The 26,594-nt window shown below is 72.3% G+C and carries 21 protein-coding genes; 10 read left to right on the top strand and 11 right to left on the bottom strand.

Annotated elements, in window-relative coordinates; all coding sequences use genetic code 11:
• Positions 1-216: 216 nt before the first annotated feature.
• A complete protein-coding gene (locus ACFVXK_RS05160) occupies positions 217-1,068 on the bottom strand; it encodes a LuxR family transcriptional regulator (protein WP_389610153.1) in 852 nt (283 codons plus the stop codon).
• Between the two features lie 47 nt (positions 1,069-1,115).
• Positions 1,116-1,880: a hypothetical protein gene (locus tag ACFVXK_RS05155; protein WP_389610152.1), complete on the bottom strand. Its 765-nt coding sequence runs from the start codon at positions 1,878-1,880 to the stop codon at positions 1,116-1,118.
• Positions 1,881-2,244: 364 nt separating this feature from the next.
• Between ACFVXK_RS05155 and ACFVXK_RS05150 the strand changes: the two genes are divergently transcribed.
• Positions 2,245-2,958: a 4'-phosphopantetheinyl transferase family protein gene (locus ACFVXK_RS05150; protein WP_389610151.1), complete on the top strand. Its 714-nt coding sequence runs from the start codon at positions 2,245-2,247 to the stop codon at positions 2,956-2,958.
• Positions 2,959-2,961: 3 nt separating this feature from the next.
• Here the strand turns inward: ACFVXK_RS05150 and argJ are convergent, their stop codons facing one another.
• The 4 genes from argJ to ACFVXK_RS05130 form a co-directional block, all read right to left on the bottom strand.
• Positions 2,962-4,131: a bifunctional glutamate N-acetyltransferase/amino-acid acetyltransferase ArgJ gene (argJ, locus tag ACFVXK_RS05145; RefSeq protein WP_389610150.1), complete on the bottom strand. Its 1,170-nt coding sequence runs from the start codon at positions 4,129-4,131 to the stop codon at positions 2,962-2,964.
• A gap of 163 nt (positions 4,132-4,294) precedes the next feature.
• Complete coding sequence (locus ACFVXK_RS05140; RefSeq protein WP_389610149.1) at positions 4,295-4,936, bottom strand: BTAD domain-containing putative transcriptional regulator; 642 nt, start codon at positions 4,934-4,936, stop codon at positions 4,295-4,297.
• 246 nt (positions 4,937-5,182) lie between these two features.
• Complete coding sequence (locus ACFVXK_RS05135) at positions 5,183-6,727, bottom strand: ABC transporter substrate-binding protein (RefSeq protein WP_389610148.1); 1,545 nt, start codon at positions 6,725-6,727, stop codon at positions 5,183-5,185.
• A gap of 135 nt (positions 6,728-6,862) precedes the next feature.
• The gene (locus ACFVXK_RS05130; protein ID WP_389610147.1) at positions 6,863-8,434 is read right to left on the bottom strand and encodes a penicillin-binding transpeptidase domain-containing protein; all 1,572 of its coding nucleotides are present in this window, start codon (positions 8,432-8,434) and stop codon (positions 6,863-6,865) included.
• Positions 8,435-8,752: 318 nt separating this feature from the next.
• Between ACFVXK_RS05130 and ACFVXK_RS05125 the strand changes: the two genes are divergently transcribed.
• Positions 8,753-10,576, top strand: a complete 1,824-nt coding sequence (locus ACFVXK_RS05125) for a CocE/NonD family hydrolase (protein WP_389610146.1) — start codon at positions 8,753-8,755, stop codon at positions 10,574-10,576.
• A gap of 99 nt (positions 10,577-10,675) precedes the next feature.
• On the opposite strand, the gene ACFVXK_RS05120 is transcribed toward ACFVXK_RS05125, so the two are convergent.
• The 4 genes from ACFVXK_RS05120 to ACFVXK_RS05105 are packed head-to-tail and all read right to left on the bottom strand — an operon-like array spanning position 10,676 to position 15,745.
• The gene (locus tag ACFVXK_RS05120; RefSeq protein ID WP_389610145.1) at positions 10,676-12,016 is read right to left on the bottom strand and encodes an MFS transporter; all 1,341 of its coding nucleotides are present in this window, start codon (positions 12,014-12,016) and stop codon (positions 10,676-10,678) included.
• The gene (locus ACFVXK_RS05115; RefSeq protein WP_389610144.1) at positions 12,013-13,038 is read right to left on the bottom strand and encodes a GNAT family N-acetyltransferase; all 1,026 of its coding nucleotides are present in this window, start codon (positions 13,036-13,038) and stop codon (positions 12,013-12,015) included. Before ACFVXK_RS05115 ends, ACFVXK_RS05120 begins: the two co-directional genes overlap by 4 nt.
• A complete protein-coding gene (locus ACFVXK_RS05110) occupies positions 13,035-14,663 on the bottom strand; it encodes an ABC transporter substrate-binding protein (RefSeq protein WP_389610143.1) in 1,629 nt (542 codons plus the stop codon). Before ACFVXK_RS05110 ends, ACFVXK_RS05115 begins: the two co-directional genes overlap by 4 nt.
• The gene (locus tag ACFVXK_RS05105) at positions 14,660-15,745 is read right to left on the bottom strand and encodes a GNAT family N-acetyltransferase (protein ID WP_389610142.1); all 1,086 of its coding nucleotides are present in this window, start codon (positions 15,743-15,745) and stop codon (positions 14,660-14,662) included. The genes ACFVXK_RS05110 and ACFVXK_RS05105 overlap by 4 nt, the downstream gene beginning before the upstream one ends.
• 134 nt (positions 15,746-15,879) lie before the next feature.
• Between ACFVXK_RS05105 and ACFVXK_RS05100 the strand changes: the two genes are divergently transcribed.
• From ACFVXK_RS05100 to ACFVXK_RS05065, 8 genes are read left to right on the top strand one after another with little or no spacing between them, the layout of a single operon-like run.
• Positions 15,880-17,601 (top strand): thiamine pyrophosphate-binding protein, encoded by a 1,722-nt coding sequence (locus ACFVXK_RS05100; protein ID WP_389610141.1) that lies wholly within the window; start codon positions 15,880-15,882, stop codon positions 17,599-17,601.
• A gap of 1 nt (position 17,602) precedes the next feature.
• Complete coding sequence (locus ACFVXK_RS05095) at positions 17,603-19,141, top strand: asparagine synthase-related protein (protein WP_389610140.1); 1,539 nt, start codon at positions 17,603-17,605, stop codon at positions 19,139-19,141.
• The gene (locus tag ACFVXK_RS05090) at positions 19,138-20,433 is read left to right on the top strand and encodes an ATP-grasp domain-containing protein (RefSeq protein ID WP_389610139.1); all 1,296 of its coding nucleotides are present in this window, start codon (positions 19,138-19,140) and stop codon (positions 20,431-20,433) included. The genes ACFVXK_RS05095 and ACFVXK_RS05090 overlap by 4 nt, the downstream gene beginning before the upstream one ends.
• Entirely contained in the window at positions 20,430-21,410 is a 981-nt protein-coding gene (gene speB / locus ACFVXK_RS05085) for an agmatinase (protein WP_389610138.1), read from the top strand. Before ACFVXK_RS05090 ends, speB begins: the two co-directional genes overlap by 4 nt.
• Positions 21,407-22,384 (top strand): clavaminate synthase Cs1, encoded by a 978-nt coding sequence (gene cs1, locus ACFVXK_RS05080; protein ID WP_389610137.1) that lies wholly within the window; start codon positions 21,407-21,409, stop codon positions 22,382-22,384. The genes speB and cs1 overlap by 4 nt, the downstream gene beginning before the upstream one ends.
• A 45-nt stretch (positions 22,385-22,429) precedes the next feature.
• Complete coding sequence (locus ACFVXK_RS05075) at positions 22,430-24,796, top strand: glycoside hydrolase domain-containing protein (protein WP_389610136.1); 2,367 nt, start codon at positions 22,430-22,432, stop codon at positions 24,794-24,796.
• A 43-nt stretch (positions 24,797-24,839) separates the two neighbouring features.
• Complete coding sequence (locus ACFVXK_RS05070; protein ID WP_389610135.1) at positions 24,840-25,247, top strand: hypothetical protein; 408 nt, start codon at positions 24,840-24,842, stop codon at positions 25,245-25,247.
• A complete protein-coding gene (locus tag ACFVXK_RS05065; protein ID WP_389610134.1) occupies positions 25,244-25,924 on the top strand; it encodes a hypothetical protein in 681 nt (226 codons plus the stop codon). Before ACFVXK_RS05070 ends, ACFVXK_RS05065 begins: the two co-directional genes overlap by 4 nt.
• A gap of 78 nt (positions 25,925-26,002) precedes the next feature.
• On the opposite strand, the gene ACFVXK_RS05060 is transcribed toward ACFVXK_RS05065, so the two are convergent.
• Positions 26,003-26,539 carry a hypothetical protein gene (locus ACFVXK_RS05060; protein WP_389610133.1) on the bottom strand — a complete coding sequence of 179 codons (537 nt, stop codon included), beginning with the start codon at positions 26,537-26,539 and terminating at the stop codon, positions 26,003-26,005.
• Positions 26,540-26,594 lie beyond the last annotated feature (55 nt).

The raw sequence follows: 26,594 nt of genomic DNA, 5'->3' as shown, positions 1-26,594 counted from the left end.
CATAATACTTCGGCCGTCCCCCGGGCGATGGGTGTATGGACCGCGCCGGGACTAACGCCCACCGGCGGTACCGCGGGGTCGGCGGCGCCGGAATCAGGGTGGGGATTCGGGCGCGGCCGGGCCAGATTTCACCGGCGTGCTGTCCACAAGGTGTCGTACCGCCCGGTAGGCCCCGGCGCATTCCGGCGGGGCCCGGAGGGAATGGCAGTTAGCTGCCTAGGCGGGCTGGACGCTGCGCCGGTGCGGGACGCGGTGGGCGTCGGGGCGGGCGAGCTTCTCGGGGTGGCGGCGGCGGAGGGCGGGGTGGCCGCGCTGCTCCGGTACCAGCTGGGCCGGCGCGCACAGCAGCCCGCTCTCGGCGGCGCGGACCCCCGCCTGGAAACGGGACTTCGTCCCGAGGGCCTCCATGATCTCGGCGACGTGGCGCCGGTAGGTCCGTACCGACACCCCCAGTTCGCGGGCCGCCGCCTCGTCGGTGCTGCCCGTGTGCAGCTGCTGGAGGATCCCGGTCGCGAACGCGGTCCGCAGCGGGCTGGCCGGTCCGATGCCGCCGCCCGGCAGGGCGGCGTTGCGCCAGGCGCTCGCGAACAGCGCCTGCACGGGCACGAGCACGGCGGCCGCGCGGACCACGGAGGCGCCGCCGCCGCTCTCGGCCCGCACGAGCGCGACCTCCTCGTCCACCACCAGCATCTCCAGGCAGGGGACGTGCGCCACCCGGATCCGCAGCGGGTGGTCCTCCCTCAGGAAGTCCCGGAAGGCCTCCTGCCCGGCCGTGGCGTGCGTGCACAGCACCCTGACCCGGACCGTGGACCGTTCACCGGTCAGCAGGCTCGACAGCGCGGTGCACAGTTCCACCGCCAGCTCCGCCTCGGCCGCGATGACCACGTCCACGCTGCGCCGGGCGCCGGAGATCAGTTCCCGCGCCACCTCCCTCGTCCCCTCGGAATCCGGTCCGACGCGGGTGACGGGCCGGCTGCGGCCGGCCCACTCCCGGTACTTCGAAACCGCTTCGGCGATGAGTTCGCGTACGTCCGCGAGCCCCGCGTCGAATACCTCTCCCCCGGACATGCCGGTGCGACCTTCCCCCGTCACTTCTCCCCCACACACATTCGCCGCTATTCGTCGTTCTTCAACAGCCCGAGCCGCACTGCCCGGGCCCCCGCTTGAAAACGTGAACTCGCGTCCATTTCCCGCATGATTTCGGCGACGTAGCGCCGGTAGGTACGCAGCGGAATCGCGAGCTCCCGCGCCGCGGCCTCGTCCGTGCGGCCGTCGCGCAGGGCCTCCAGGATCCGCTGCCCCGTTTCGCTGCGGGCCCGGCCGACGGACTCCTCCCAGGCCCTCGCCCCGTTCCACACCGCGCCGAACAGACCGGCGAGCGCGGAGACGGACGCGGGGTCCTGGACGAGGGAGACGCTCCGGTCGGCGCCTTCGCCGCCGAGCCACACCAGAGCCACCGAATCATCCGTCAACACCGCTTCGTTCAGGGCGCATTCGGCCACCCTGACGACACAGCCGGACCCGCCGGCGAGGACCTCCCGGAACGCGGGGGCCCGCACCACGGCGGGCGAACACAGCAGCCTGACCCGCACGCCCCCGTGCAGCACGGCTCCCGGGGCGCGACCGTGCCCCAGGAGCGCCAGCGCCACCGCGGCGGCCTCCGAACCGGCGCACTGCACCGTCACACCGACGCTCCGGCGGGCCTTTTCAATCAAGCGACCGAAAATACCGGGGACGTCCTCGCCGGATTCCAGCATTCGGACAGAATGATCGGAACTCGTGCGGGAGCGGTCCCTTTTGGCCGCCTCTATGAGTCCCTGTACCTCCAGCAAGGCCCGGCCGACTTCGTCATCGACCGACTCCGTCTTCCTGATAACCACTACCCCCGTCCTCACCCCGCCGCGCCCGAGCCCGAGGCTAGCCGTCCTCAAGTCGGACGGTCAACAACGGTCTACAGTGGGTGATTTTTGAACGATCGTCATCCGCGGCAATTCCGATGAACGCGTGTCACCCCACAGGGAAATCACCGCGGCCGTTTCGGTTCCCGCGCCCCGCGCCATTCGCAGGAAGCTGCCCCGGAAGGGCGGCGCACGGTTCCCCCGGGCGAACTGACCGCCGCGTACGGTCACATCACGGCCGCGCGCTGGCATATTGCTGCCAGCGCGCTCGCAGGGCCCGGGACGCGCCTCCTACAGTCACGGGGCCCGTCCGGTTCCGCTCCGGACGCCGACGGAAGCAGCGAAGGTGACCAGGAGCACACCCGTGGACATCTGGTGGTGGACCACCACCGGCCCCACCCCCGCCCCTCACGCCGAGGACGCGTCGGTCCTCACCGGGGCGGAGCGGGCGGCGGCCGCGCGGCTGCCCGCCGACCGCAGGGCGGACGCCCTCGCCCACCGCGCGGCGGTCCGCCGCATCCTGGGCCGCCTCCTCGACGTCCCGCCCGGGGAGGTGGAGTTCGGCCGCCGGCCCTGCCCCGGCTGCGCCGACGCCGCGCACGGGCCCCCGTACGTCCGCCACCCGGGCAACGCCCTGTGGATCAGCATCTCCCACACCGGGGGCTGCGGCGTGCTGGCCGTGGCGGAGCACCCGGTCGGCATCGACGTGGAGCACGAGGCCCGCCCCTGGTCCCCCGAGGCCGCCGCCAAGGCCCTGACCCCGTCCGAAGCGGCCCACCTCGAGGCACAGCGCACCCCCCGGGCCCGCGCGCACGCCTTCCTGACCTGCTGGACCCGCAAGGAGGCCGCCCTCAAGGCGGCGGGGATCGGCATCGTCACGGACCTCTCGGCGGTGGAAACCCACCCGGCCGCCCCCGGCCCGGTCACCGTCCACACCCCTCCCCCGGCACCCCCGACCCCCTGGCACACGGGCCCCGTCCCCCTCCCGCCCCCGTACCTGGCCTCCCTGGCCCGGTCCGCCCCGACGGCAGACCTCCGCCTGCACCGGTACGGGGCGTAGGGATCAGGTCGTGTACTGCGAGTTCAGGCGGACGTAGCCCTCGGTCAGGTCGCAGCCGTAGACGGTGAAGGAGCCGTCGGCGATGCCGAGTCCGATCCCGATCACGACCTCGTCGGCGGCCTTCAGGTAGTCGGCGACCTCGGCGCGCCGGGCCTGCTCGTCGCCGGCCGGCGGGTAGACCTCGACCGCGCCGAAGGAGACGCGGACGCGCTCGGGCGCGATGTCCGTGTCGTCCTGGCACTTGCCCACGGCCATCACGACCCGGCCCCAGTTGGGGTCGGCGCCGTGCACGGCGGTCTTCACCAGCGGCGAGTTGACCACGGCCTTGCCGACCCGCTTGGCCTGGGCGGCGTCGCGGGCCCCGGTGACCGCCACCTGGATGAGCTTGGAGGCGCCCTCGCCGTCCGAGGCGATCATCTTCACCAGCGCCAACGCGACCTCGCGCAGGCCCGCTTCGAAGGCCTGCGGGTCCACCGGGCCGGCCAGGCCGTTGGCGAACAGGGCGGCGCTGTCGGAGGTGGAGGTGTCGGTGTCGATGGACACCGCGTTGAAGGTCACGTCCATCACCCGCTTGAAGGCGGCGGTCAGCCACGCCCCGTCGAGCTCGGCGTCCGTCACGAAGAAGGTGAGCAGGGTGGCCATGTCGGGCTCGATCATCCCGACGCCCTTCGCGATGCCGGTCAGCACGGCGTCGCCGACCCGTACGGACACGCACTTGGGCCGGGTGTCGGTCGTCATGATGGCCCGCGCGGCGGCGTCCATGCCCGCGGCCGGCCGCTGCGGAGGCCAGGCCAGGCCTTCGAGGTGGCCGAGGATCGACGGCAGCGGGTACTGCACGCCGATCACCCCGGTGGAGGCGATGAGCAGTTCGGCGGGGTCGATCCCGACGGCGCGGGCGGCCGCGTCGCGGACCGCGGCGGCGTTGCGGGCCCCCTCGGCGCCGGTGGCCACATTGGCGTTGCGGGCCACGACGACGACGCCGCGGGCGGAGCCGTCGGCGACGGCCTCGCGCGACAGCAGGACCGACGGCCCGGCGAACAGGGAGCGGGTGAAGACCCCCGCCGTCTTCGCGGGGACCTCGGAGGCGATGATGCACAGGTCGTCGCGTCCGTCGTCGGCGATCCCGACCGGCGCGGTGTGGACGACGAAGCCCTTCGGCAGCGCGTGCGTCACGGCAGTCCTTCCCTCGAATGGATCCGGAGCGGATCAGGCATGACAGGTTCGCATGAGTATGTGTGATCTTGGAAATCTATGCAATGTGCCCCGAAGACAGGGCCGGCACGGTACGACCCGTGCCGGCCCTGCCCGGGCGGCGGCGGCCCCGGCGGCCGAGCGCCTACGCGGCGATCTGGAGCTGCTGCGCCAGGATCGACTGCATCGTCTCGCGCAGCCTGCGCCCCGGCATGATGCCGATCTCGTCCATCAGCGTCCGCTTGGCGCGATGGAACACGTTCAGCGCGTCGGCCTGGCGGTCGGCGCCGTAGTACGCGTGCATGAGGGCCACGTAGAGGTCCTCACGCAGCGGATCCCCGGCTATCAGCCCGTCCAGGCGGGCTATCGCCTCCTCGTTCCGGCCGAGCTTGATGTCGAGCCGCGCCCGTTGCTCCAGCGCGGCGAGCCGCTCCCGGTCGAGCCCGTCGGCGCGGGCCCGCAGCCGGGCGGAGGTGACGTTGCCGAGCGCCTGCCCCTTCCACAGGGCCAGGGCCTCGTCGAGGCGCTCGGACGCCTCCTGGCACCGGCCGGCCTGATCCTCCCCCTTCGACTCCCGGACCATGTCACGGAAGGCGTGCACGTCCACCCGGCCCGGCGGGACGTGGAGCTGGTAGCCGAGGGCGTGGGAGGCGAGGATCTCCCGCCCCACACCCACCCCCTCGAATGCGGTCCTGATCATCCATGCGCTGTTCTGCAGCTGCCCGGAGACCGTCTTCGGGGGATCCGCGTCCCACGAATCCTCGACGATCGACTCCTTCATCACCATCTGCCCCGCATTCAGAGCGAGACTGGCCAGGAATTTCAACTGGCGCTGGCCCTGAACCGGAACCTGGGCTTCTGCATGGAAGGCGGTTACTGGCCCAAGGAGCTGGACTGTCACGCGCGTCGCAGTATCGATGTCATCCCCCTGATCATCGTATTTCCCGCATCCGCAAGCGACTTTTGGTCAAAAAGTCGTCTTCCGGATGACTTGACCAGGTTATTACCCAAGATCCCCTTTCGCAAATGAGGATCAGTCACACAGCGACATAGTTGCGTAATCGTACATTCCGTATACCTGGGACATACTTACGTTGGCGGCCCGCTCGCCCCTGACCACCACGGACTTGACGTACATGTAGGGGCACATGACGGCCGCCTCCATCGCCTCCCGGTCAACGGCCGCCCACAGGGCCTCCCGGGCCCGCGCGTCGAAGGTGCGGGCCCCGGCGTCGAGCAGGGCGTCGATCTCCCGGGAGGCGAGCTCACCCAGGTTCTGGTTCCCCGCCTCCTTGATCGCGCGCGAGTCCGCGATCTGCTGCAGGTAGCCGAAGCCGTCCGGGAAGTCCGCCGCCCAGCCGAACATCACGATGCCGATGCCCTGCTCGCGCAGGTACGCCGGAACGCCCGCCGTCTCGGTGAAGTAGCCGCCGGAGGTGAACGGCACCACCTCCGCCTCGATGCCCACGCGGGCCAGGCCCCGCGCCAGCGCGAGCGCCGCGTTCCACTCCTTGCGCCGGTCCTCGCGCGCCGCGATCCGGGTCCGGAAGCCCTCCGGGAGCCCGGCCAGCGCCAGCTCCCGGCGGGCGGCGCCCAGGTCACCCGTGGCGTCCGGACCCACCGGGTAGCGGTCGTGGGGCTCGTGGCCCGGCACCGTGGGCGGCAGGAGCGTGGTGGCGATGTCCCCGGCGGGCTCCCCGCCGTACGCGGCGCGCATCGCCGCCTTGTCCGTGGCGTACTGCACCGCGCGCCGCGCATGGACGTCCCGCAGCGCACCGACGTTCTGGTTGATGCAGTACAGCCACACGAAGCCGGTGTGCGGGTTGTCCACGCCCTCCCGGGCCACCGGATCCGCCAGCAGCCGGTCCTGGGTCTCCGGCTGCACGCCGACCCCGGCCAGGTCGATGTCGGCCTCTCCCGCCAGCAGCATCCGGTCCACCTCCGGCCCGGACACCCCCAGCCTGACCGTGACCGCGTCCGGCAGCGCCGTGCGGACGGGGTCGCTCTCGCGGACCCAGTGCGGGTTGCGGGCGAGGGAGAGGCGCTCCCCCGGCAGGTACTCCCGGATCAGGTACGGGCCCGAGGAGAGCGGCCGCCACCGGTACTCGGGGTAGGTGTCGGCCCGCCGCGGCACCGGGATCGTGGTGGGCAGTGCGGCCAGGTAGTCGAAGCCCGCGAACGGCTCCTTCAGCCGGAACACCACGGTGCGGTCGTCGGGCGTCCCGATGCCCTCCGGCCCCGTCAGGTACTGCCGGAAGTAGCCCGGGCCCCCGCGGGTCACCGCGCCGGGGTAGACCTCCTCGGGGAAGTTGGCGCGCAGGACCGCGTGGCGGACGTCCTGCGCGGTGACGGGGGTGCCGTCCTCGAAGCACACGCCCTCGCGCAGCCGGTAGGTCCAGGTGCGGCCGTCGTCCGACGGCTCGCCGAGGGAGGCGGCGAGGTCCGGCACCGGCCGCGGCCGGCCGTCCTCACCGGCCGCGTAGCCGACCAGGGGCCGGCCGAGGAGGCGGATGAAGTTCCAGGTGTACGCGTAGTACGTGTCGGCGGGGTCGAGGGAGTCGAAGTCGTCGGTGCGCACGAAGCGGAGCGTTCCGCCCGTGCTGTCCGACGGGTTCACGGTCCCGTGCGACGCGGCGTCGAATACCACAGGGTCTCATTCCCAACTGTGTTGCGGCTTGCTGGCATTGCGGTCGGGGCGAGTGCGGGCGGGCACTCAGCGGAGCGCTTCGAGGAACCGGGCGGCCACCGGGCCGGCGTCCTTGCCGCCCGAGCCGCCGTCCTCGATCAGGACGGACCAGGCCACGTCCCGGTCGCCGAGGTAGCCGATCATCCAGGCGTGCGTCTGCGGCGGCTTGGCCTCGCCGTACTCGGCCGTGCCGGTCTTGGCGTGCGCCGTGCCCGGTACGTCCTTCAGCGCGGCCGCGGCCCCGTAGGTGACGGTGGCGCGCATCATCTGCCGCAGCCCCTCGGCCACGTGCGGCTCCAGGGCCGGGGCGGTGTGCCGGTTGCGGACGTGGTCCGGCACCAGGACGGGCTGCTTGAAGGAGCCCTCCTTGACGGTGGCCGCCATCGAGGCCATCACCAGCGGCGACGCCTGCACCCGGGCCTGCCCGATCGTGCTGGCGGCGAGCTCGTTGTCCGAGGCGGGCAGCGGGACCGAACCGTCGTAGGAGGCGGCCCCGATGTCCCACGGACTGCCGATGCCGAAGGCCTTGGCGGTCTCCGGCAGGGCGGGACCGGCCACCTTGCGGCGGGACTCGACGAAGAAGGTGTTGCAGGACTTGGCGAAGGAGTCCCGGAAGACCGAGCCCTCCGGCAGGACGAACTGGTTCTGGTTCTCGAAGCGCTGCCCGTCCACGGAGGCGAACTTCGGGCACGCCGCCGGGTCCGCCGGCTTCATGCCGGACTTCAGCAGCGCCGCCGCCGTGACGACCTTGAAGGTCGAGCCGGGCGGATAGCGGCCCTCCAGGGCCCGGTTCATCCCGCCGGGCCGGTTCGCGGCGGCGAGGACGGCGCCGGTGCGCGGGTCGACCGCGACGATCGAGGCGTTCTTGTCGAGGCCTTCGAGGGCGCCCGAGGCGGCTCGCTGGACCTTCTTGTCGATCGTCGTGCGGATGTCCTCGCCCTTGCCGGACGGTCCCTGGGTCAGGGGCTTGACCACGGCGCCGGAGCGGCGGTCGGCCACCACGACGGACTTGCCGTACGCGGCGCCGCCGGACAGCTCCTTCTGGTAGCGGGCCTGGAGCCCCGAGACGCCCTTGCCCTGCTCGTCGACCGCTCCGGTGAGGGAGGCGGCCTCCAGCGGGGCGCCGTCCTTGTCGAGGATGCGGCCGCGGCCGGTGTTCGCCGCGAGCGCGAGGGTCTGGCCGGGCTCCATCCGCGGGTGCACGACGGGCGTGGAGAACTGCACCTTCCAGGCGCCGGAGTCGTCCTTGAGGACCTTCGCCTCGGAGTCGTACGCCAGCTCCCCCGCCCCCGCGGTCTGCAAGGAGACCTTGAACGGCACCTTGACGGCGCCCTTGCCGTCCTTCGCGGCGCGGGGGCGGTCCGCGCTGATCACGGCCTTCGTCGGCGCGACGTTCTTCATCACCGACTCGAGCAGCGAACGGGCGCTGTCCGGCGAGTCGGTCAGGGCCGCCGCGTCCGCCGGGCGGTTCGCCGCCCAGGCGTCGAGGAACTCCTGGAGCCTGCCCGCGGCGGCCGCGACGTCCTCGTCCTGCGACGGCGAGGAGAGCAGACGGTGGCCCGCGTAGGCTCCCCCGCCGAGCACGGCCGTGGCTGCCACGGCCGCCGCGACCGCGCCGGCGCGCTTGCCCCGGCCCGTTCTGCGGCGGAATGGGACGTGTCGGTCCCTCGCATGATCTGACATGTCGGTCAGGCTAGGCAGCGGCCGTCTCCGGACTCTCTCGCCGCTCTCCCGGCGCTCTCCCGGCGCCCCGCGGTACTTGATCTCGCACCGCGGAACGTGTTGGGGTGGCCCCACCGCGAACCCCGCGCCGCTGCGCGGGGGTTCGCCGGTCGGTCGCCCGTGCGGCCCGGCCGGGCCGACCGTCCCGGCTCCGCCGCGCGACCCCCCTTCCCGGCCTCTACCGAGAGCGCATCCATGCACATCGCACGACGTACCGTCGTGTTCACCGCAGCCGTCGCCTCCCTGCTCACCGCGACGCCGGCCACGGCGTACGCACAGCAGGCACAGAACACGCAGCCGGTGCACGACTTCAGCAAGGCCATACGCGAGACCGTGTTCGTGACCACGGACACGGACACCGACGGCGACGGCCGCAAGGACAAGGTCCGGGTCCAGGTGATCCGCCCGGACACGCCCCGCAAGGTCCCGGCGATCATCGAGGCCTCCCCGTACCACGGCGGCTTCGCCAAGGCCGACTTCCACCCCGCCGACGTCACCGGCACCCCGCAGCTGGCCCCCTGGGCGCCGGGCGAGGCCGCCAAGGACGTCGACCAGTACCCGCCGTACTGGGACAACTACTTCGTCTCGCGCGGCTACGCCACCCTCGCGGTCTCCACGCTCGGCACCGGCGGCTCCACCGGCTGCCCCGGCACCGTGTCCCCCGAGGAGGTCAAGGCGATGACGAAGGTGGTGGACTGGCTGAACGGCCGGGCCGGCGCCACCACGGCCGTCGACGACACCGGCACCGAGGCGAGGGCCACCGGCTGGTCCACCGGCACCGCCGCGATGACCGGCACCAGCTACAAGGGCACCCTGGCACTGGCCACCGCCACCACCGGCGTGCGCGGCCTGAAGACCGTCGTGCCGATGCTCCCGGTGTCCGACTGGTACGACTACTACCGCGCGAACGGCGGGAACGTCGGCCCCAAGGGCTACCCCGGCAACGACGCCGACATGCACGTCAAGCTCGTCCTGACCCGCGACCGGCCCGAGGCCTGCGCCCGGGCGGTCGCGGACGTGCAGGCCCGCATGGGGCACGAGAACGGCGACCTCAACCCCTTCTGGCGGGAGCGCGACTTCCGCTCCCGCACCGACCGGATCCGCGCCTCGGTCTTCGTCGTCGCCGGCCTGAACGACTGGAACGTCCGCCCCAAGCAGAGCCTCGACCTGTGGTCGCGGCTCCAGCGCTCGGGTGTGAAGTCCCGGCTGTGGCTCACGCAGGGCCAGCACGACGACCCGCTGGACGTCCGCCGCCAGGCCTGGCTGGACTCGGTCCACAAGTGGTTCGACCAGGAGCTGATGGGGCTGCGCTCGGGGGCCGACGCCGAGCCGCGGGTGCAGGTGCAGCGCCCGTCGGGCGCGTGGGACGCGTACCGCGAGTGGCCCGCCCGCGGCGCCCTCGACCGGACCTTCCCGCTCGCCTCCCTGCACGGCCCGCAGGCGCGCGGCTGGACGGACGACCCGTCGCGCACCGGCGACCAGCTGGCCACGGCCCCGGAGGGCGAGGACCCGGCGCGGCTCGCGTACCTGACGGAGCCGCTGAAGGAGGCCGTGCGGATCTCCGGCACCCCGCGGATCGGCGTGCGGGCGGGGGTCGACGGCCCCTCCCCGTACCTGTCGGCGTTCCTCGTGGACTACGGCCCGGCGAACTACCCGGTGAAGCTGGAAGCCGGCCAGGAGAAGTGGTGCTTCGGCGACAGCGCCCCGGGGAACACCGGGTGCCGTCCGCTGAAGGAGTTCAGCCGCGAGGACAAACCGTTCAAGATCATCACTCGGGGGTGGACGGACGTCCGCAACCGCAACAGCCCCGCCTGGCAGACCCCCGTGGAGCCGGGCAGGACGTACGCCTTCCGCTGGGACCTGGAGCCGACCGAGCACATCGTCCCGGCGGGCCACCGCATCGGGATCGTCCTCACCTCCACCGACCGCGACCACACCCTGCGCCACCCGGCGGGCACCCGGGTGACGCTCGACCCGGCGGCCTCGGCGGTGACCCTGCCCCTGGCCTCCGCCCGCTGACCGGGGCACGGATGTGAAAAGGGCCGGCCCGGCCCTCCACCGGGGGTGTGGAGGTGCCGGGCCGGCCCGGCTCCCCGTCCTGGTCAGGGAGCGGGGAGGCTACCGCGCGGACGGCGCCGGAGCGTCCTGCGCGGTGTCGCCCACGCTAGGTTCCGCTCCTCTCCGCGGGCTCTCCACCCGGTTCCCGGGGAGCCGCAGGAGCAGCACCCAGGCGCAGGCGGCCGCGCCGCCGCCCGCGAGGACGACGCCGGCCGGGTCCGCGACGCGGGTGGCGGCGGAGGCCAGGGCCGCGCCGAGCGGGATCATCCCCCACACCAGGGTCCGCATCGTGGCGTTGACCCGGCCGAGCAGCTCCGGCGGGGTCACCGACTGGCGCAGGCTGATCTGGGCCACGTTGTACACCACCGCCCCGGCGCCCACGCCGAACAGTGCGACCGCGGTGGCCCAGACCGGCACGCGGCCGGTCAGGCCGGCGAGGAGGGCGAAGGGGGCGGGCAGCATCAGCCCGACGGTGATCGACCGGCCGGCCCCGAGCCGCCGCGCGAGGCGGCGTACGGCGAACGAGCCGGCCAGGCCGCCCGCGCCGAGGGCGGACATGACCGCGCCGGCGCCGGTGCGGGAGAGACCGTGCGCGAGCATCAGGGCGATCAGCAGGGCGGCCACCGCGGACCAGGCCGCGTTGAACAGGCCGGTCGCGGCGGCGATGCGGCGCAGGGCGGGGTGGCCCGTGACGAAGCGCAGGCCTTCGGCGACGTCCCGCAGGACGCCGGCTCGCGCCGCCGCCGGGACGGGGTCCGCGGCCGCCGGGCGGAGCTCCTCCCCGACCCGCCCGTGCTCCGCGCCCGGGCGCTGCGCCACGGAGTCCCCCCGCCGCGGACGCCGACGGGGCTCGACGGCGAGCAGCAGGAAGGCGGCCGAGAGCGCGTAGGCCAGGGCGGCGACGGCGAAGCCCAGCGGCGCGGCGGTCCAGGCGAGGGCGCCGGCGAGTACCGGACCGAGGACGGCCGCCGCGGACTCCGCCGCGGACAGCCGGGCGTTGCCCGCGACGAGGTCCCGGGCCGGCACCAGGGCGGGCACCGCGGACTGGGCGGCGACGTCGAAGAACACCGAGGCCACCCCGACGGCGAACGCGGCCCCGTACAGCGGCCCCAGTTCGAGCCCGCCCGCGGCCCACGCCAGGGCGACGCACAGGGCGGTGGCGCAGCGCACCCCGTCCGCGGCCACCATGACGGGGACCTTGCGGCAGCGGTCCACCCAGGACCCGGCGGGCAGCCCGACCAGCAGGAAGCCGGCGGTCTGCACCGCCATCAGCGCCGCGGCCTGCGCCGCCGAGGCCCCGCAGGCGGCCAGCGCGGTCAGCGGGAAGGCGGTCTGCGCGATCCGGAAGCCGAACTGCGAGGCGGTGTGGGCGGCGAGGAGCCGGCCGAACTCGGGCGTCATCGCGCGGTGCTCAGCTCCCAGGCCCACCGGGCGCCGGCCGGCCGGAACCCGAAGTCGGCGTTGACCCGCAGCATGTGCGCGTTGCCGGAGGCGTTCCAGGTGTCGACGTGGGCCAGCCGGGTCTCCACCGCGCGGGCACGGGCCAGGTTGTACGCCTTCACCTGGCGGCCGAGCCCGCGGCCGCGGTGCGCGGGGTCCACGATGGTGATCGCCTGGAGGGCGTCGTCCGGGTTGGCGCGGGTCATCGACAGCGCCGTCCAGGCGGCCATCCTCCCGGTGGTGTCGTCGAGGATCGCGCACTGGTGGGCGCGTCGGCCGCGGCTGATCCGCATGCGCTCGAAGTCCCGGATGCGGGAGATCGCGGCGGGCTGCGGCTCCCATCCCGGGTCGCCGGTCGGGGCTGCGGCCGAGAGGGCCGCCTCCAGCCGGGCGGCCTGCTCCACCAGCTCCCCGGGGACCTCGCTGCCCCAGTACCGGACGGACATCGACTCCGGCAGCGGCTGCGGCAGGGGCGCGTCCGCGACGTCCAGGCGCAGGTGGTCGAGCGTCCACACCGGGCGGGCGCCGACGGCCTCGGCCAGGTGGTGCGCGGGCACTGCGGCGGCGCCGCCGGCCCGGCCCGAGGGGCCGGAGTCGGCGGTGAAGAGGATCCGCGAGCGCTGCGCCGCCCGGGCCCGTTCCCGTACGAACTCCACCAGGCGGCGCCCGGCGCCCTGCCGGCGCAGGGCCGGGTGGACGGCGAAGACGGAAGCGGTGACCGTCTCGGTGTTCTCCTCCTGGGGGAACTCCAGGCGTACGGAGGCCGTGCACCGCCCGGCCGCGTCGCGGCCCGCCCACTCCTCGACCCTGGTGGCCGGGGGCGGGACCGTGAGCGAGCCGAGGAAGTCGGCGGGGCAGGGCGCGGGCAGATGCGGGGTGTCGGCCCGGTGGACGAGGGTGCGCAGCCCGAAGACCTCGTCGACGGCGTCGCGGTCGGCCGGGTCGAGGGGGGTGGGGCCGAGGCGGGCGGGGTCGGGGTTCATCGCAGTACTCCCATGGCCTGGATGTCGTAGAGGCCGAAGGCGGGGTGGACGTAGACGTTCGTCAGGTCGGGGTGGCGGTAGTGCAGCGTCCGGTCGTGGGCCATCGGCAGCATGACGGCGCGGTCCATGACGGTCTTCTCGATCCGGCGCCACACCGCGCGGCGGGCCGCAGCCTCGGTGGTGGTGCAGGCTTCGTCGACGAGGGCGCGGACCAGCGGGTCGTCGAGTTCGGCGAAGTTGAAGTTGCCGCCGCCGTGCTTGATCTGCCGGCCGTCGACGAGCGGGGCCAGGAAGCCGTACTCGGTGGGGTAGTCGGCGCCCCAGTCGGTGATGCCGAGGCCGAGCCCGAGCCTGCGGACGGTCTGCGGGCTGCCGAGGCCGGTGCGGTAGTAGGAGGCGGTGTCGAGGACCTCGACCCGGGCCCGGATGCCGACCCGGGCGAGGCTGGTGGCGAGGGTGCGGGCGACCAGCTCGAACTTGCCGGGCTGCGTGCCGATCACGGTCTCGAAGCCGTCCGGCAGCCCGGCCGCGGCCAGTTCGGCGCGCGCCGCGTCCAGGTCGCCGGTGAGCCGGGGCCCGGAGGGGTAGCGGTCCTGGCTGCTGTGTGCGGGCAGGTTGGGCGGGATCAGACCGGTGGCGAGGGAGCCGCCGACGCCGTCGCCGCCGCGGGCGTCCAGCAGCGCGGCCTTGTCGGCGGCGTAGAAGACGGCGCGGCGGGCGTGCAGGTTGTCGAAGGGCGGGACGGCGGTCTGCACGGTGACGTACTGGAGGAAGCCGGTGGCCGGGTTGTCGGCCTGCGCCCGCAGCGCCGGGTCGGCGAGGATCCGGTCGCGCGCCGCGTGCTGGATGCCGCGGCCCTCCACGTCCACGTGGAACTCGCCGGCGAGGAGGCGGTCGTCCATCTCGTTGACCTCGACCCCGAAGGCCACGGTCATCTCGTCGGGCAGGGCGGGGCGGACGGGGTCGGTGCTCCGCTCCCAGGAGTTGTTGCGCACCAGGTGCAGCAGCTTGCCGGGCTCGTAGCGGTGGATGCGGTACGGGCCGGAGCAGACCGGCCGCGAGCCGTACGCCTCGCGGGTGTCGCGGTGTTCGGGGACGGGCGCCGTGTTCGGCTGGGCCATCAGGTAGTCGAAGTCGGCGAAGGGCCGCTTCAGGCGGAAGCGGACGGTGTGCTCGTCGGGCCGTTCGACGGCCGGGCAGCGCCGCCCTTCGTACGGGCCGCGGTAGCCGCCGTGGTCGAGGAGGTCCGTGAGGTAGGTGGGGCCGCCGGGCAGGACGTGCTGGGCGAACACCCGCTCCACGGCGTACGCGACGTCGTGGGAGGTGATCTCCTCGCCGGTCTCGAAGCGGATGCCGCGCTTGAGCCGGTAGGTCCAGGTCAGCCCGTCGGCGGAGACCTCGCCCGGGCCCTCGGCGAGGTCGGGGACGACGTCCGCCCGCTCCGGGTCGGTGCCGAAGGCCATCAGGGTGCGGTTCAGGGCGCGTTGCAGCAGCCAGGACCACACGTAGTAGGTGCGGGCGGGGTCGAGGGAGTCGACGTCGGCGGAGGCGACCGTCTCCAGCCGCCCTCCGCGCCGGGTGGAGGGGTTGACCACCGCTCCGATCGCCGCGTTCCAGCCGGTCATGCGGAGAGCTCCTTGACGTGGAGGTACTGGCGGGAGAGGGCGCAGCCGCGGGAGGCCTTGGCCTGCGTGGAGCCGATGCCGTAGTGCACCCGGCGCACCCCGACCGCGGGGGCCCGGTCGGCGACCGTGTAGTAGAGGAGCTCGTAGTACAGGGGCAGCTTGGCCTGGGCGGCGTAGTCGAAGCCGGCGCGGTGGGCGAACCAGTCCTCGCCGTGCTCCAGGATCAGCCCGAAGCCGGCGATCCGGCCGTCGAGGACGGCCTTGGAGACCAGCGCCCGGTCCCCCAGCCGCCGGTGGGCGGCCTCCAGGACCGCCTCCGAGCGGCGCGGGTCCCAGCCCGCCATGCCGTACTTGGCAAAGAGCTGCGTCTCCAGCTCGGCGAGGCGGGGGATGTCGGCCGGGTCGAGCGGGGCGAGGGTGATCTCGGCGCCGCAGGCCTCGATGCGGCGCCGCTCCGCCCGCACCCGCCGGGAGCGGGCGGCGGGCAGGCCCGTCGCGTAGTCGGTGAAGTCCCGTCCCGGCAGGGTGAGCGTGGCGAACTCGCCCGACACGTGCGAGGTGTAGCCGCGCTCCGCGAGGACCTGGCGCTGGAGGGTGTCGCGGGAGTCCACGTACGGGAAGCACAGCGAGCGGCAGCCCGCCTCGGCGGCGGTGCGCTCGGCCCGCTCCACCAGCAGGTGGGCGGTGTCCGCTCCGGCGCCGGGGCCGAGGAGCAGGCGGGTGCGGCCCAGGTGGCGGCCGCCGAGCATCATCGAGGGCATCAGCCGGTCGAGGTCGCCGAAGGCGGCCGAGACCTCTGCGGCCCCCGCCATCCCCTCGGCCGCGCAGTGCGCGATCAGCAGGTCGGTGCGGCCCAGGGACCAGGGCGCTTCCCGGGTCGCCAGCACCAGCGGGAGTCCGGCGAGCAGTTCCCCGCCGGCGCGGGCGGTGAGGTACCGCATCCAGGCGCCGGACGAGTCGTGCAGCACCCGCATCCAGGGCGGGGTGAGGAAGAAGTCCTCCGCGCCCGCCAGCGCGTCCCAGCCGACTTCCCCCGCGTGCTCGGGAGTTGGCCACTCATCTACCACGACGTCTGTTCTCACGCAGGGATCGTGGTCCGCTCCGCTCTCCGGCCGGTCTCCGTCCGCTCCCGGATACCGGGACGAGAGCCCGAAAAGAGATCGGAGCCCCAAGGTGGGCCCGCCCCACCGAAATTCGGACAGGAGACTGGTTTCACATGTCCCGCGTATCCACCGGCCCCAGCGAGCACCCGACCGCGGCCCACGCTCTTCTCAAGCGCCTCAAGGAGCACGGCGTCGAGAAGGTGTTCGGCGTCGTCGGCCGCGAGGCGGCTTCCATCCTGTTCGACGAGCAGGACGGCGTGGAGTTCATCCTCACCCGCCACGAGTTCACCGCCGGCGTCGCCGCCGACGTCCTGGCCCGCATCACCGGCCGCCCGCAGGCCTGCTGGGCCACGCTCGGCCCCGGTATGACCAACCTGTCGACCGGCATGGCCACCTCGATGCTGGACCGCTCCCCGGTCATCGCCCTGGCGGCGCAGTCCGAGTCGCACGACATCTTCCCGAACGACACCCACCAGTGCCTCGACCTGGTGAAGATCGCCGAACCGATGACGAAGTACGCCGTCGAGCTGGAGCGCCCGGCGGAGATCACCGACCTGGTGGACTCCGCGGTCGCCGCCGCCATGACGGAGCCGGTCGGCCCCTCGTTCATCTCCCTGCCCGTCGACCTCCTCGGCTCCTCCGAGGGCGTCGACATCACCAAGGACCACGGACCGGCCCGGACCCCCGAGAAGCCGATCGGCTCGGTGCAGCCCGGCTGGGAGTCGGCCGCCGACCAGGCCGCCGCGATGGTCGGGGACGCGAAGAACCCGGTGTTCGTGGTCGGCGCCGCCGCCATCCGCGCCGGTGCCGTCCCGGCCATCCGCGCCCTCGCCGAGCGCCTGAACGTCCCGGTCATCACCACGTACATCGCCAAGGGCGTCCTCCCGCACGGCCACGAGCTGAACTACGGTGCGGTCACCGGCTACATGGACGGCATCCTGTCGTTCCCGGCGCTGGAGACCCTCTTCGGTCCCGCCGACGTCGTGCTGACCATCGGCTACGACTACGCCGAGGACCTGCGCCCCTCGATGTGGGAGCGGGGCGTCGAGAAGAAGACGGTCCGCGTCTCCCCCACCGCCAACCCGGTGCCGCGGATCTACCGCCCGGACGTCGACGTCGTCACCGACGTGCTCGCCTTCGTGCAGCACCTGGACGCCGCCACCGCCGGCCTCGCCGCGAAGGACCGCCACGACATCGCGCCGCTGCGCGAGCGCATCGCCGAGTTCCTGGCGGACCCCAAGCACTACGAGGACGGCATGCGCGTCCACCAGGTGATGGACTCCATGAACACCGTGATGGCCGAGATCGCCCGGCCGGGCGAGGGCACGATCGTGTCCGACATCGGCTTCTTCCGCCACTACGGCGTGCTCTTCGCCCGCGCCGACCAGCCGTTCGGCTTCCTGACCTCGGCCGGATGCTCCAGCTTCGGCTACGGCATCCCGGCCGCGATCGGCGCGCAGATGGCCCGCCCGGAGCAGCCGACCTTCCTGATCGCGGGCGACGGCGGCTTCCACTCCAACAGCGCGGACCTGGAGACCATCGCCCGCCTGAACCTGCCGATCGTCACCGTCGTCGTCAACAACGACACCAACGGCCTGATCGAGCTGTACCAGAACATCGGCCACCACCGCAGCCACGACCCGGCCGTGAAGTTCACGGGCGTGGACTTCGTCCAGCTGGCGCAGGCCAACGGCGTGGAGGCCACGAAGGCCTCGACCCGCGAGGAGCTGCTGGCCGCCCTGCGCAAGGGCGCCGAGCTGGGCCGCCCGTACCTGATCGAGGTCCCGGTCAACTACGACTTCAGCGCCGGCGGCTTCGGGGCTCTGAAGGTCTGACATGGCTGAGCAGGTATTCCCTGCCGCCTACGGCTTCCTGGTCTCCGCCCGCACGGGCGGGGACCAGGGCCCCACGGCGGCCTTCGCAACGCGGGGCCGGCACACCCGTACCACCGAGCGCCTGCGCTCCCTGACCCTCGAGGCGACCCTGGTCCACCCGGGCGCCTCCCCCGACGGCGCGGTCGCGCGCGGCGCCGACGCGGTGCTGTGGCTCGCCGGCGAGCTCTACAACCGCGACGAGATCCGCTCCGTCCTCCCCGCCGCCACCGGGGCGGGTGCCTCGGGCGCCGAACTGGTGCTGTCCCTGTTCGAGACGTACGGGCTGCACGCCTTCCGGCTGCTCAACGGCCGGTACGCGGCGGTGCTCTGCCAGGAGCGGCGCGTCCTGCTCGCCACCGACCACGCCGGCTCCGTACCGCTGTACACCCGGCCGGTGCCCGGGCACGTGCTGGCCGCGACCGAGGCCAAGGTGCTCACGGGCCCCTCCGACGGCCAGCTCGGCTTCCCGATCTCGGGGGCCCGGCGGATCCGCCGGCTGCCCGGGCTGTACCAGGTCCCGGCCGGCACCGCCCTGGAGATCGACCTCGCCTCCGGCTCGGTGCTCGCCCACCCGACGTGGGCGGCGCCGGTGTCCCGGCGCGTCGTCGACGAGGACACGGCCGTCGAGCAGGTCCGCACCGCGCTGCGCACGGCGGTCGAGCGCCGCCTGGCCGGCGCGGAGCGCCCGCTGGTGGTGCTCTCCGGCGGCATCGACTCCTCCGGGGTCGCCGCCCTCGCCGACGCGGCCGTGGCCGGCCCGCTCGACACGCTGTCCATGGGCACCGACGTCTCGGACGAGTTCCCGCAGGCCAGGGTGGTCGCCGACCATCTGGGCTCGGAGCACGGGGAGATCACCATCCCGGTGGCCGACCTGCTCGCGCAGCTGCCGCACACGATCCACGCCGCCGAGTCCCTGGACCCGGACGTGATCGAGTACCTGCTGCCGCTGACCGCCCTCTACCGGACCCTGGACGGTCCGGCCCGGCGCGTGCTGACGGGGTACGGGGCCGACATCCCGCTCGGCGGCATGCACCGCGAGGACCGGCTGCCCGAGCTCGACACGGCCGTCGCCCGCGACATGGCCACCTTCGACGGGCTGAACGAGATGAGCCCGGTGCTCTCGACCGCGTCCGGGCACTGGTCCACCCACCCGTACTGGGACCGGGACGTGCTGGACCTGCTGACCGGGCTGGAGGCCGGGCTCAAGCGCCGGTACGGCCGGGACAAGTGGGTGCTGCGGTCCGCCATGGCGGAGCTGCTGCCGGCCGAGACCGTGAACCGGCCCAAGCTCGGCGTCCACGAGGGCTCCGGCACCACGTCCGCGTTCTCCCTGCTCCTGCTGGACGCGGGGGTGGGCGAGGCCGATGTGGCCCAGGCCAAGACCCTGGTGGTCCAGGAGCTGTTCGACCGGACCGTCGTCGCCGGCGAGGACCCGGAATCGGTCCCCGTCGCCGAGGTGGTCTCCCTCGTCGCCGCGCACTTCCGGGAGCTGCGGTCGTGAGCGCGGCGGACACGAGCCCGTACGGCGGCTTCGCGGGCAAGCGGCTGGCCCTGGTGGAGTCCATGCTCCACGCCGCCTTCTACGACGGCATCCAGGCGGCCCGCGCCCACGGCGCCGAGATCTGGCTGCTGCTCCAGGGCGAGGACTGGTACACCGGCGGCCGCCCGTTCTCCGAGCACCCGCTGTCGGACGTGGACCGGGTGCTGCACGTCGACACGCACGACTGGCGGGCCATCGCGGCCGCGCTCAGCGACGGCTCCGGCACCCCGCTGGTCGACGGCGTGATGTCGTTCTCCGACTACCACACCGAGGCCACGGCGCGGGCGGCCGAGCACCTGGGCCTGCCTTCGCAGGGGCTGGAGGCCGTACGGGCGGCCAACCACAAGCACCTGCTGCGCGCCGCCCTCGACGGGGACCCGGCCAACCTGCGCTGGCGCCTGGTCACCGGGGAGGCGGAGCTCGAAGAGGCACTCGCGCACGTGGGGCTGCCCTGCATCGCCAAGCCGCCGTCGGAGGCGATCAGCTACGGGGTGCGCAAGTGCGCCACGGCCGCCGAGGCGGCCGCGGCCTGGCAGGAGCTGTCGGCCGTACGGAAGTCCCTGCGCGGCCAGCCGCGCCCGGGCCACGTCCTGTTCGAGGAGTACGCGAGCGGGTTCGAGGTCTCGGTGGAGTCCATGACGGCGGGCGGGAAGACCCACTTCTTCGGCGCCACCTCCAAGGACCTGCACCGCACCACCCTGCTGGAGGAGGGCCACTCCTTCCCGCTGGCACTGGACGCCGACACCTGGCAGGAGGTCCGCGGCTGCGTGGAGCGCGCCCTGGAGGCGATCGGCTACCGGCAGGGCCCGGCGCACACCGAGGTGATGGTGACCGCGGACGGCCCGCGGATCGTCGAGGTCAACCCGCGGCTGCCCGCGCACATGATCTCCACGATGGTCACCGACGTGTGCGGGACCGATCCGCACCTGGACGCCAAGCTGCTGGCCCTCGGCGCCACCCCGGATCCGGGCCTGCCCGGTGCCGGTCCCGCGGGCGGCGCCGCCGTGCACGTGCTCTTCCCCGAGGAGCCCGGCGAGTTCACCGCCGTCGGCGGTGTCCCGGAGGCCGAGGCCCTCGGAGCCCGCGTACACCTGCACGCCGAACCGGGCGACCGCGTCGCGACCCGCCTCGACAACTCCGCCTCGGTCGGCTTCGTGTACGCGCACGGCGCCGACGCGGCGGCGGCCCTGGCCACGGTCCGCGCCGCGGCCGCCCGCATCCGCATCGACACACGAGAGGAAGGACGCCGATGACCGAGGCCCCGCGGACCGGCAACGGGCGGATCGACTCGCACGTCTCCCCCCGCTACGCCCAGCTGCCCACCTTCATGCGCCTGCCGCTGGACCGGGACCCCAAGGGCAACGACGTCGTCGTCATCGGCGCGCCGTACGACGGCGGCACCAGCTACCGCCCCGGCGCCCGGTTCGGACCGCGGGAGATCCGCGCCGAGTCGGGCCTGATCCACGGCGTCGGCATCGACCGCGGCCCGGGGGTCTTCGACCTGATCAAGTGCGTGGACGCCGGCGACATCGACCTGACGCCGTTCAACCAGCACATCGCGATGGAGACCGCCCAGCGGCACCTGACCGGCCTGCTGAAGGACAACGCGGCGTTCCTGATGCTCGGCGGCGACCACTCGCTGACCCTGGCGGCGCTGCGCGCGGTCCACGAGCAGCACGGCCCGGTGGCCGTGGTCCACCTGGACGCCCACTCGGACACCAACCCGGCGATGATCGGCGGCGAGTTCCACCACGGCACGCCCTTCCGGCACGGCATCGAGGAGGGGCTGATCCGGCCCGAGGCGATGGTCCAGCTCGGCATCCGGGGCCACAACCCCAAGCCGGACAGCCTCGACTACGCACGCGGCCACGGCGTGCGCATCGTGACGGCGGACGAGTTCGCCGAGCTCGGGGCGGCGGGCGCGGCCCGGCTGATCCGGGAGCGGGTCGGCGACCTGCCGGTCTACGTCTCCGTCGACATCGACGTCGTGGACCCGGCCTTCGCCCCCGGCACCGGCACCCCGGCCCCGGGCGGCCCGTCCTCCCGCGAGGTCCTGGCGCTGCTGCGGACGATCGGCGACCTCAACCCGATCGGCTTCGACGTCATGGAGGTCTCGCCGCTCTACGACCACGCCGGGATCACGTCGGTCCTGGCGACCGAGATCGGGGCGGAGCTGCTGTTCCAGTACGCCCGCGCCCACCAGAAGAAGGAGAAGGAGAACAGGACATGACGATCATCGACGTGACCGCACACCGGGAGGCCCTCCTCGACCTGGTGTCGAAGCTCCCCGACGTACCGCGCGCCGACCTGCACCGGTTCCTGCGCGATGCCGGGAAGCTCTCGGCCGAGCTGCCGCGGGAGGTCGCGGACGCGCTGGACGCCTTCGGCCGGGGCGGCAACGAGGACGGCTACCTGGTGCTGCGCGGCCTGCCCGTCGAGGCCGACGAGGACCTTCCGGCCACGCCGGCGAGCACCCCGGCCCCGGTCGGGCGCGGCCGCCTGAACATGGAGGCCTTCCTCGCCCTGTTCGGCCGCCGCCTCGGCCTGCACACCGGCTACGCGGAGCTGCGTTCGGGCACCGTCTACCACGACGTCTACCCCTCGCCGGGCGCCCACCACCTGTCGTCGGAGACCAGCGAGACGCTGCTGGAGTTCCACACGGAGATGGCTTACCACACCCTCCAGCCGAACTACGTGATGCTGGCGTGCTCCCGCGCGGACCACGAGCGCACCGCGAAGACGCTGGTGGGCTCGGTCCGCAAGGCGGTCGGGCTCCTCGACGCGGAGACGGTGGACCGCCTGTACGACAACAAGCAGCCCTGCGAGGTCGACGTCGCCTTCCGCGGCGGCATCGAGGACCCGGGCGCCATCGCGAACGTGAAGCCGCTGTACGGCGACCGCGAGGACCCGCTGCTCGGCTACGACCGCGAGCTGCTGAAGCCGAACGCCGGCGCGGACGCCGAGGCCGTCGCCAGGCTCTCGGACGCACTGGACGAGGTCACCGAGGCCGTCTCCCTGGTCCCCGGCGACGTGCTGATCATCGACAACTTCCGCACCACGCACGCCCGCACCCCCTTCACCCCGCGCTGGGACGGCAAGGACCGCTGGCTGCACCGCGTCTACATCCGCACGGACTCCCACGGCCAGCTCCCCACGGGCGAGGAGCGCGCGGGCGACGTGGTCACCTTCACCCCGCGCCGCTGACGCACCCCGCCCGACCACCGCAACACGAGGAACACAGGGAATCACGTGGACAAGAAAGTCCTGGAAGCACAGCAGTGGGTCAACAAGACCTACGCGGGCAAGGCGGGCTACAACCCGTGCCCGGAGAACGGCCAGACCGGGTGGAGCACCATGCTCTCCCTCACCCGGGCCCTCCAGATCGAACTGGGCATCGCGACCCCGTCGGACAGCTTCGGCCCGACGACCGAGGCGAAGCTCGCAGCCCTCGGCCCGGTCAAGGACGGCTTCGCCAACAGGAACATCATCCAAATAGTCCAGCACGCCCTGTTCTGCAAGGGCTACTGGGGCGGCGAGGGCGGCGTGTTCGGCCTCGCCACCCAGAAGGCCGTCATGCAGATGAAGGACAACATGGGCCTCACGAAGGGCGGGCCCGATGTCGAGCCGAAGTTCTTCAAGGCCCTGCTGACCCTGGACGCGTATGTCGTGGTCTCCAGCGGCACGGACAAGGTCCGCGAGATCCAGCGCTGGCTGAACGGCCGCTACTCCAACCGCTCGTCGTTCAACATCGGCCCTGCCGACGGCATCTACTCGCGTGACGTGCAGAAGTCACTGATGAGGGCGCTCCAGTACGAGTTCGGCGTCTCGGACGATTCGGCGTCGGGCAACTTCGGCCCGACCACCCAGGCCGGCCTGAAGGCCCACCAGGTGGGCAAGGGCGACTCCGGCATCTTCGTACAGCTGTTCTCCGCGGCCTGCGTGTTCAACGACCTCAAGTATGTGGAGAACAAGGAGACGCACTACGCGAAGTTCACGTCTTCGTACGACGACAACCTGCGCAAGGCAGTGGAGCAGTTCCAGAATTTCTCGGCATTCCCCAAGGAGAACAAGGACGGCCGGGCCAACTACGACACGTGGTGCCAGCTTCTGGTGTCCATGGGCAACCCCGACCGCCCGGTGACTGCCTGCGACACCCGCTTCACCATCACCGCCTCGCGGGCGAAGGCCCTCAAGGCCGCCGGCTTCGACGTCGTCGGGCGCTACCTGGACGAGGAGGTGCTCGACCCCAAGTACGACCTGAACAAGGAGATCATGCCGGGCGAGTTGGAGGACATCTTCAACGGCAACATGCGCGTCTTCCCGATTTCCCAGTACCACGCCCGCAAGCTGGAGCACTTCACCTACGCCGAGGGCTACCGTCACGCCCTGAAGGCCCACGACCGGGCGGCGAACGTCTACAAGTTCAACCGCGGCACCGTCATCTACTTCGCCGTCGACTACGACGCCACGGATCCGGAGATCACCTCCAACATCATCCCGTACTTCAACGGCGTTCAAGCAGCTCTGAGCCAGCAGGGCAAGCGCTTCAACGCCGGTGTCTACGGGTCGCGCAACGTGTGCCAGCGTGTCAGTGACGAGGCCTACGCCCTGCATTCCTTCGTGTCCGGGATGTCGTGGGGCTTCTCCGGGAACCTCGGATTCGCCATGCCGTCGAACTGGTCCTACACCCAGATCAAGGAGTTCAAGTTCACTGCGAACGGCGACACCTTCGATCTCGACCGCAACGTGATGCGCGGAACCGACCCCGGTGTCGGCAAGGACGGCGTGGGCACCACCGATTCCCCCGTCGACGCAGTCCTCAAGTACATCGACGACCTGTACGCGGCGGCCGTGAAGTACGGAAACGGAAATCCGAACGAGCTGGTCTGCGAGTACCTCCGGCACCCCCAGTACGACGGCCTCGACACGGGTTGGCAGACGCTGCTCTACAGCGCGGACAAGGACTGGCTCAAGTACGCCGACGCCAATGTGGGCAGGCGGGCCCCCAGCTTCACCGATCCGTCGTACGGCGTGTCCATCAACCTGAACCACCTCTTCGCCGCCGCCAACACCGTCATCACCAAGGGATCCAACTCGGGCAAGTCCGCCAACCGCGGCGACTTCGCCGGCTGGGGCGGCGACCTGTGCACCTTCTACGTCGACTGGCGTCTCGCCGCCGACTCGTACGCCTCCGGATACCTCTTCTGCCAGGACCGCCTGGCAAAGATCACGGTGCCGTCCTCGTTCAACTTCGGCGACCTCGTCGAGGACGTCGACGGCTACTTGCTCGGAACCGCGGCCGGCATCAAGGACAAGCCCATCAACCAGCTGTTCCGCGCCCACTACGCCCCCACCGGCAAGTCCGGCCACCTGCGCCGCTTCAAGGACTTCTATGCACAGCGCTTCAACAGCAGCATGGACGTCGTGAAGGGCGCTGCCTACGCGATGCTGGAAGGCGAATTGGAAACGGTCCTCATGGGGCTGCGCGCGGCCGTCTTCATCAAGTTCGGCAAGGGAATCCTGTCCCCTGCCGGCCTGCCGGACGACAAGCTGGCCCCCTTCGTATCCGGATTCGCTGATACGTTCCAGAAAATCCTGGGCCAGGAGAACGCTTAGGCGTCGGGGCCCGGATCGACAGCAGACAACAGGAGAACACGACGTGGTTCTGATGGTATGGCGCGAATTCCGGACACGCCGTTGGCTCAGGCCCGGTTGGTGGTTCCTCCTCTCCATCGCAGGCACGATCCTCACGGCTGTCGCCTATGTGGCGGGTGCCTTCGCCGGATGGGGGGCGATGGACATAGCCAGGGCCTGCGGCGAGGAGGACTACGACGAGGCATACGCCTCCCTGCATCAGGACGATGCGCTGTTCCCTTTGCACACCATGTGCAACGCGACCCATGACCTCGTCCCCTCATGGGTCAACCCCACCGTCGCAGGCCTCGCCGCGCTGACCGCGCTCTGCGTCGTCATGACCGCGGCCACCGGCGCGGCCCGCATCACGCACACACTTTCCGCCCGGCGCGACCGGACCGAGCAACCGAAACAGAGGGAACACAACACATGAGCAACCCGGTACGAAGCGACCTGTCGCGCCGCCGCTTCTTCGGCACCGCGGCCGGCGTCGCCGGCGGGGCCGTCCTGTGGGGGTTGGCATCCTCCGGCACGGCGGTGGCAGCTCCCAAGCCGAACGGGACGAGGGCTTCCGACTGGAAGGGCGACAAGACCGCCAACGGCTGGCCGGTGGCCAAGTCGGTCCCCACCCACCTGATCGAGGGCAGCCCGGTCTCCGTCCCCGTCCTGGACGGCGACGTGGCCACGATCCTGCTGCACGTGGCCCGGCGCTTCCACTACGAGGTGGACTCCCTGCGCCAGGGCGAGGTCACCGGCCACACCGGCGACCGCAAGGTGGCCCAGCCGTACGAGTCGAACCACCTCTCCGGCACGGCGATCGCCATCCGCCCCCAGGCCTACCCGACGGGCGCCCAGGGCGGCCTGTACCCGCACGAGCTGGTCATCGTCCGCGACATCCTCACGGAACTCGACGGCACGGTGGCCTGGGGCGGCGACGAGAAGACGGCCAAGGAGTCGCACTTCCACATCGCCCTGAAGCCCGGTCACCCCAAGATCAAGAACGTGGCCCGCAAGATCCGCGAGTGGAACGAGGCCCCCGGCAAGGGCGCCGGCACGGTGGACGCCTTCGAACCGTCCCGCCGCCAGGCGGCGAAGGCGTTCACCCGCTAGAACTCCACAGCTCACCGCAGACAGGCCAGGGGCCCGACCGCACAAGCGGTCGGGCCCCTGGCCCCTTCGCACCCCGGATCAGCCGAACAGCAGCGGCGAACCGGTGAGCTGCTTGGTGATGACGCCCTTGCCGTCACCCTCGACGTCGTACGACACGCTGGCGTCCGAGGACCACCACATGTTCTTGTCGTACGTCGCGGACGGCGCGAGGCACTTGTTCTCCTTCTCCAGCGCCGACCAGCCCAGGTTGTCGTTCACCATCTTGGTCAGGTCGCAGGTGGTCGTGGACACGACCGTGTCGTTGCCGCCCCACTCCCGCTTCTCCAGCCGCGTCGTGACCTTGAACGAGGTGAACCGCTTGCCCTGGTCCTCGGCCACGTCCACCATCATCTGCCAGGTGGTCCAGGTCCAGGCCGACACCTTCCCGTTGGACACGTCGGCACAGTTCATGAACGAGTACAGCGATTCCGGCTTCTTGCCCGGAAAGGTCACGTCCACGGACCCGGAGCTCTCACCGCACGAGCCGACCGCGGCGGCCGGCGAGGCGAAGGCGATGCCGCCGGCCAGCATGCTGCCGGTCACAGCGAAGGTGGCGAGGTACTTCTTCATCTTCAAGGGGTCGTTCTCCTGCTCGAAACGAAAGGCTGGTCCAGCCGAGGGAAAGGGCGGT

This window comes from Streptomyces sp. NPDC058157 (assembly GCF_042884105.1).
In the GTDB taxonomy this organism is placed as follows: domain Bacteria; phylum Actinomycetota; class Actinomycetes; order Streptomycetales; family Streptomycetaceae; genus Streptomyces.
This window is presented reverse-complemented; position numbering and strand designations above follow the sequence as displayed.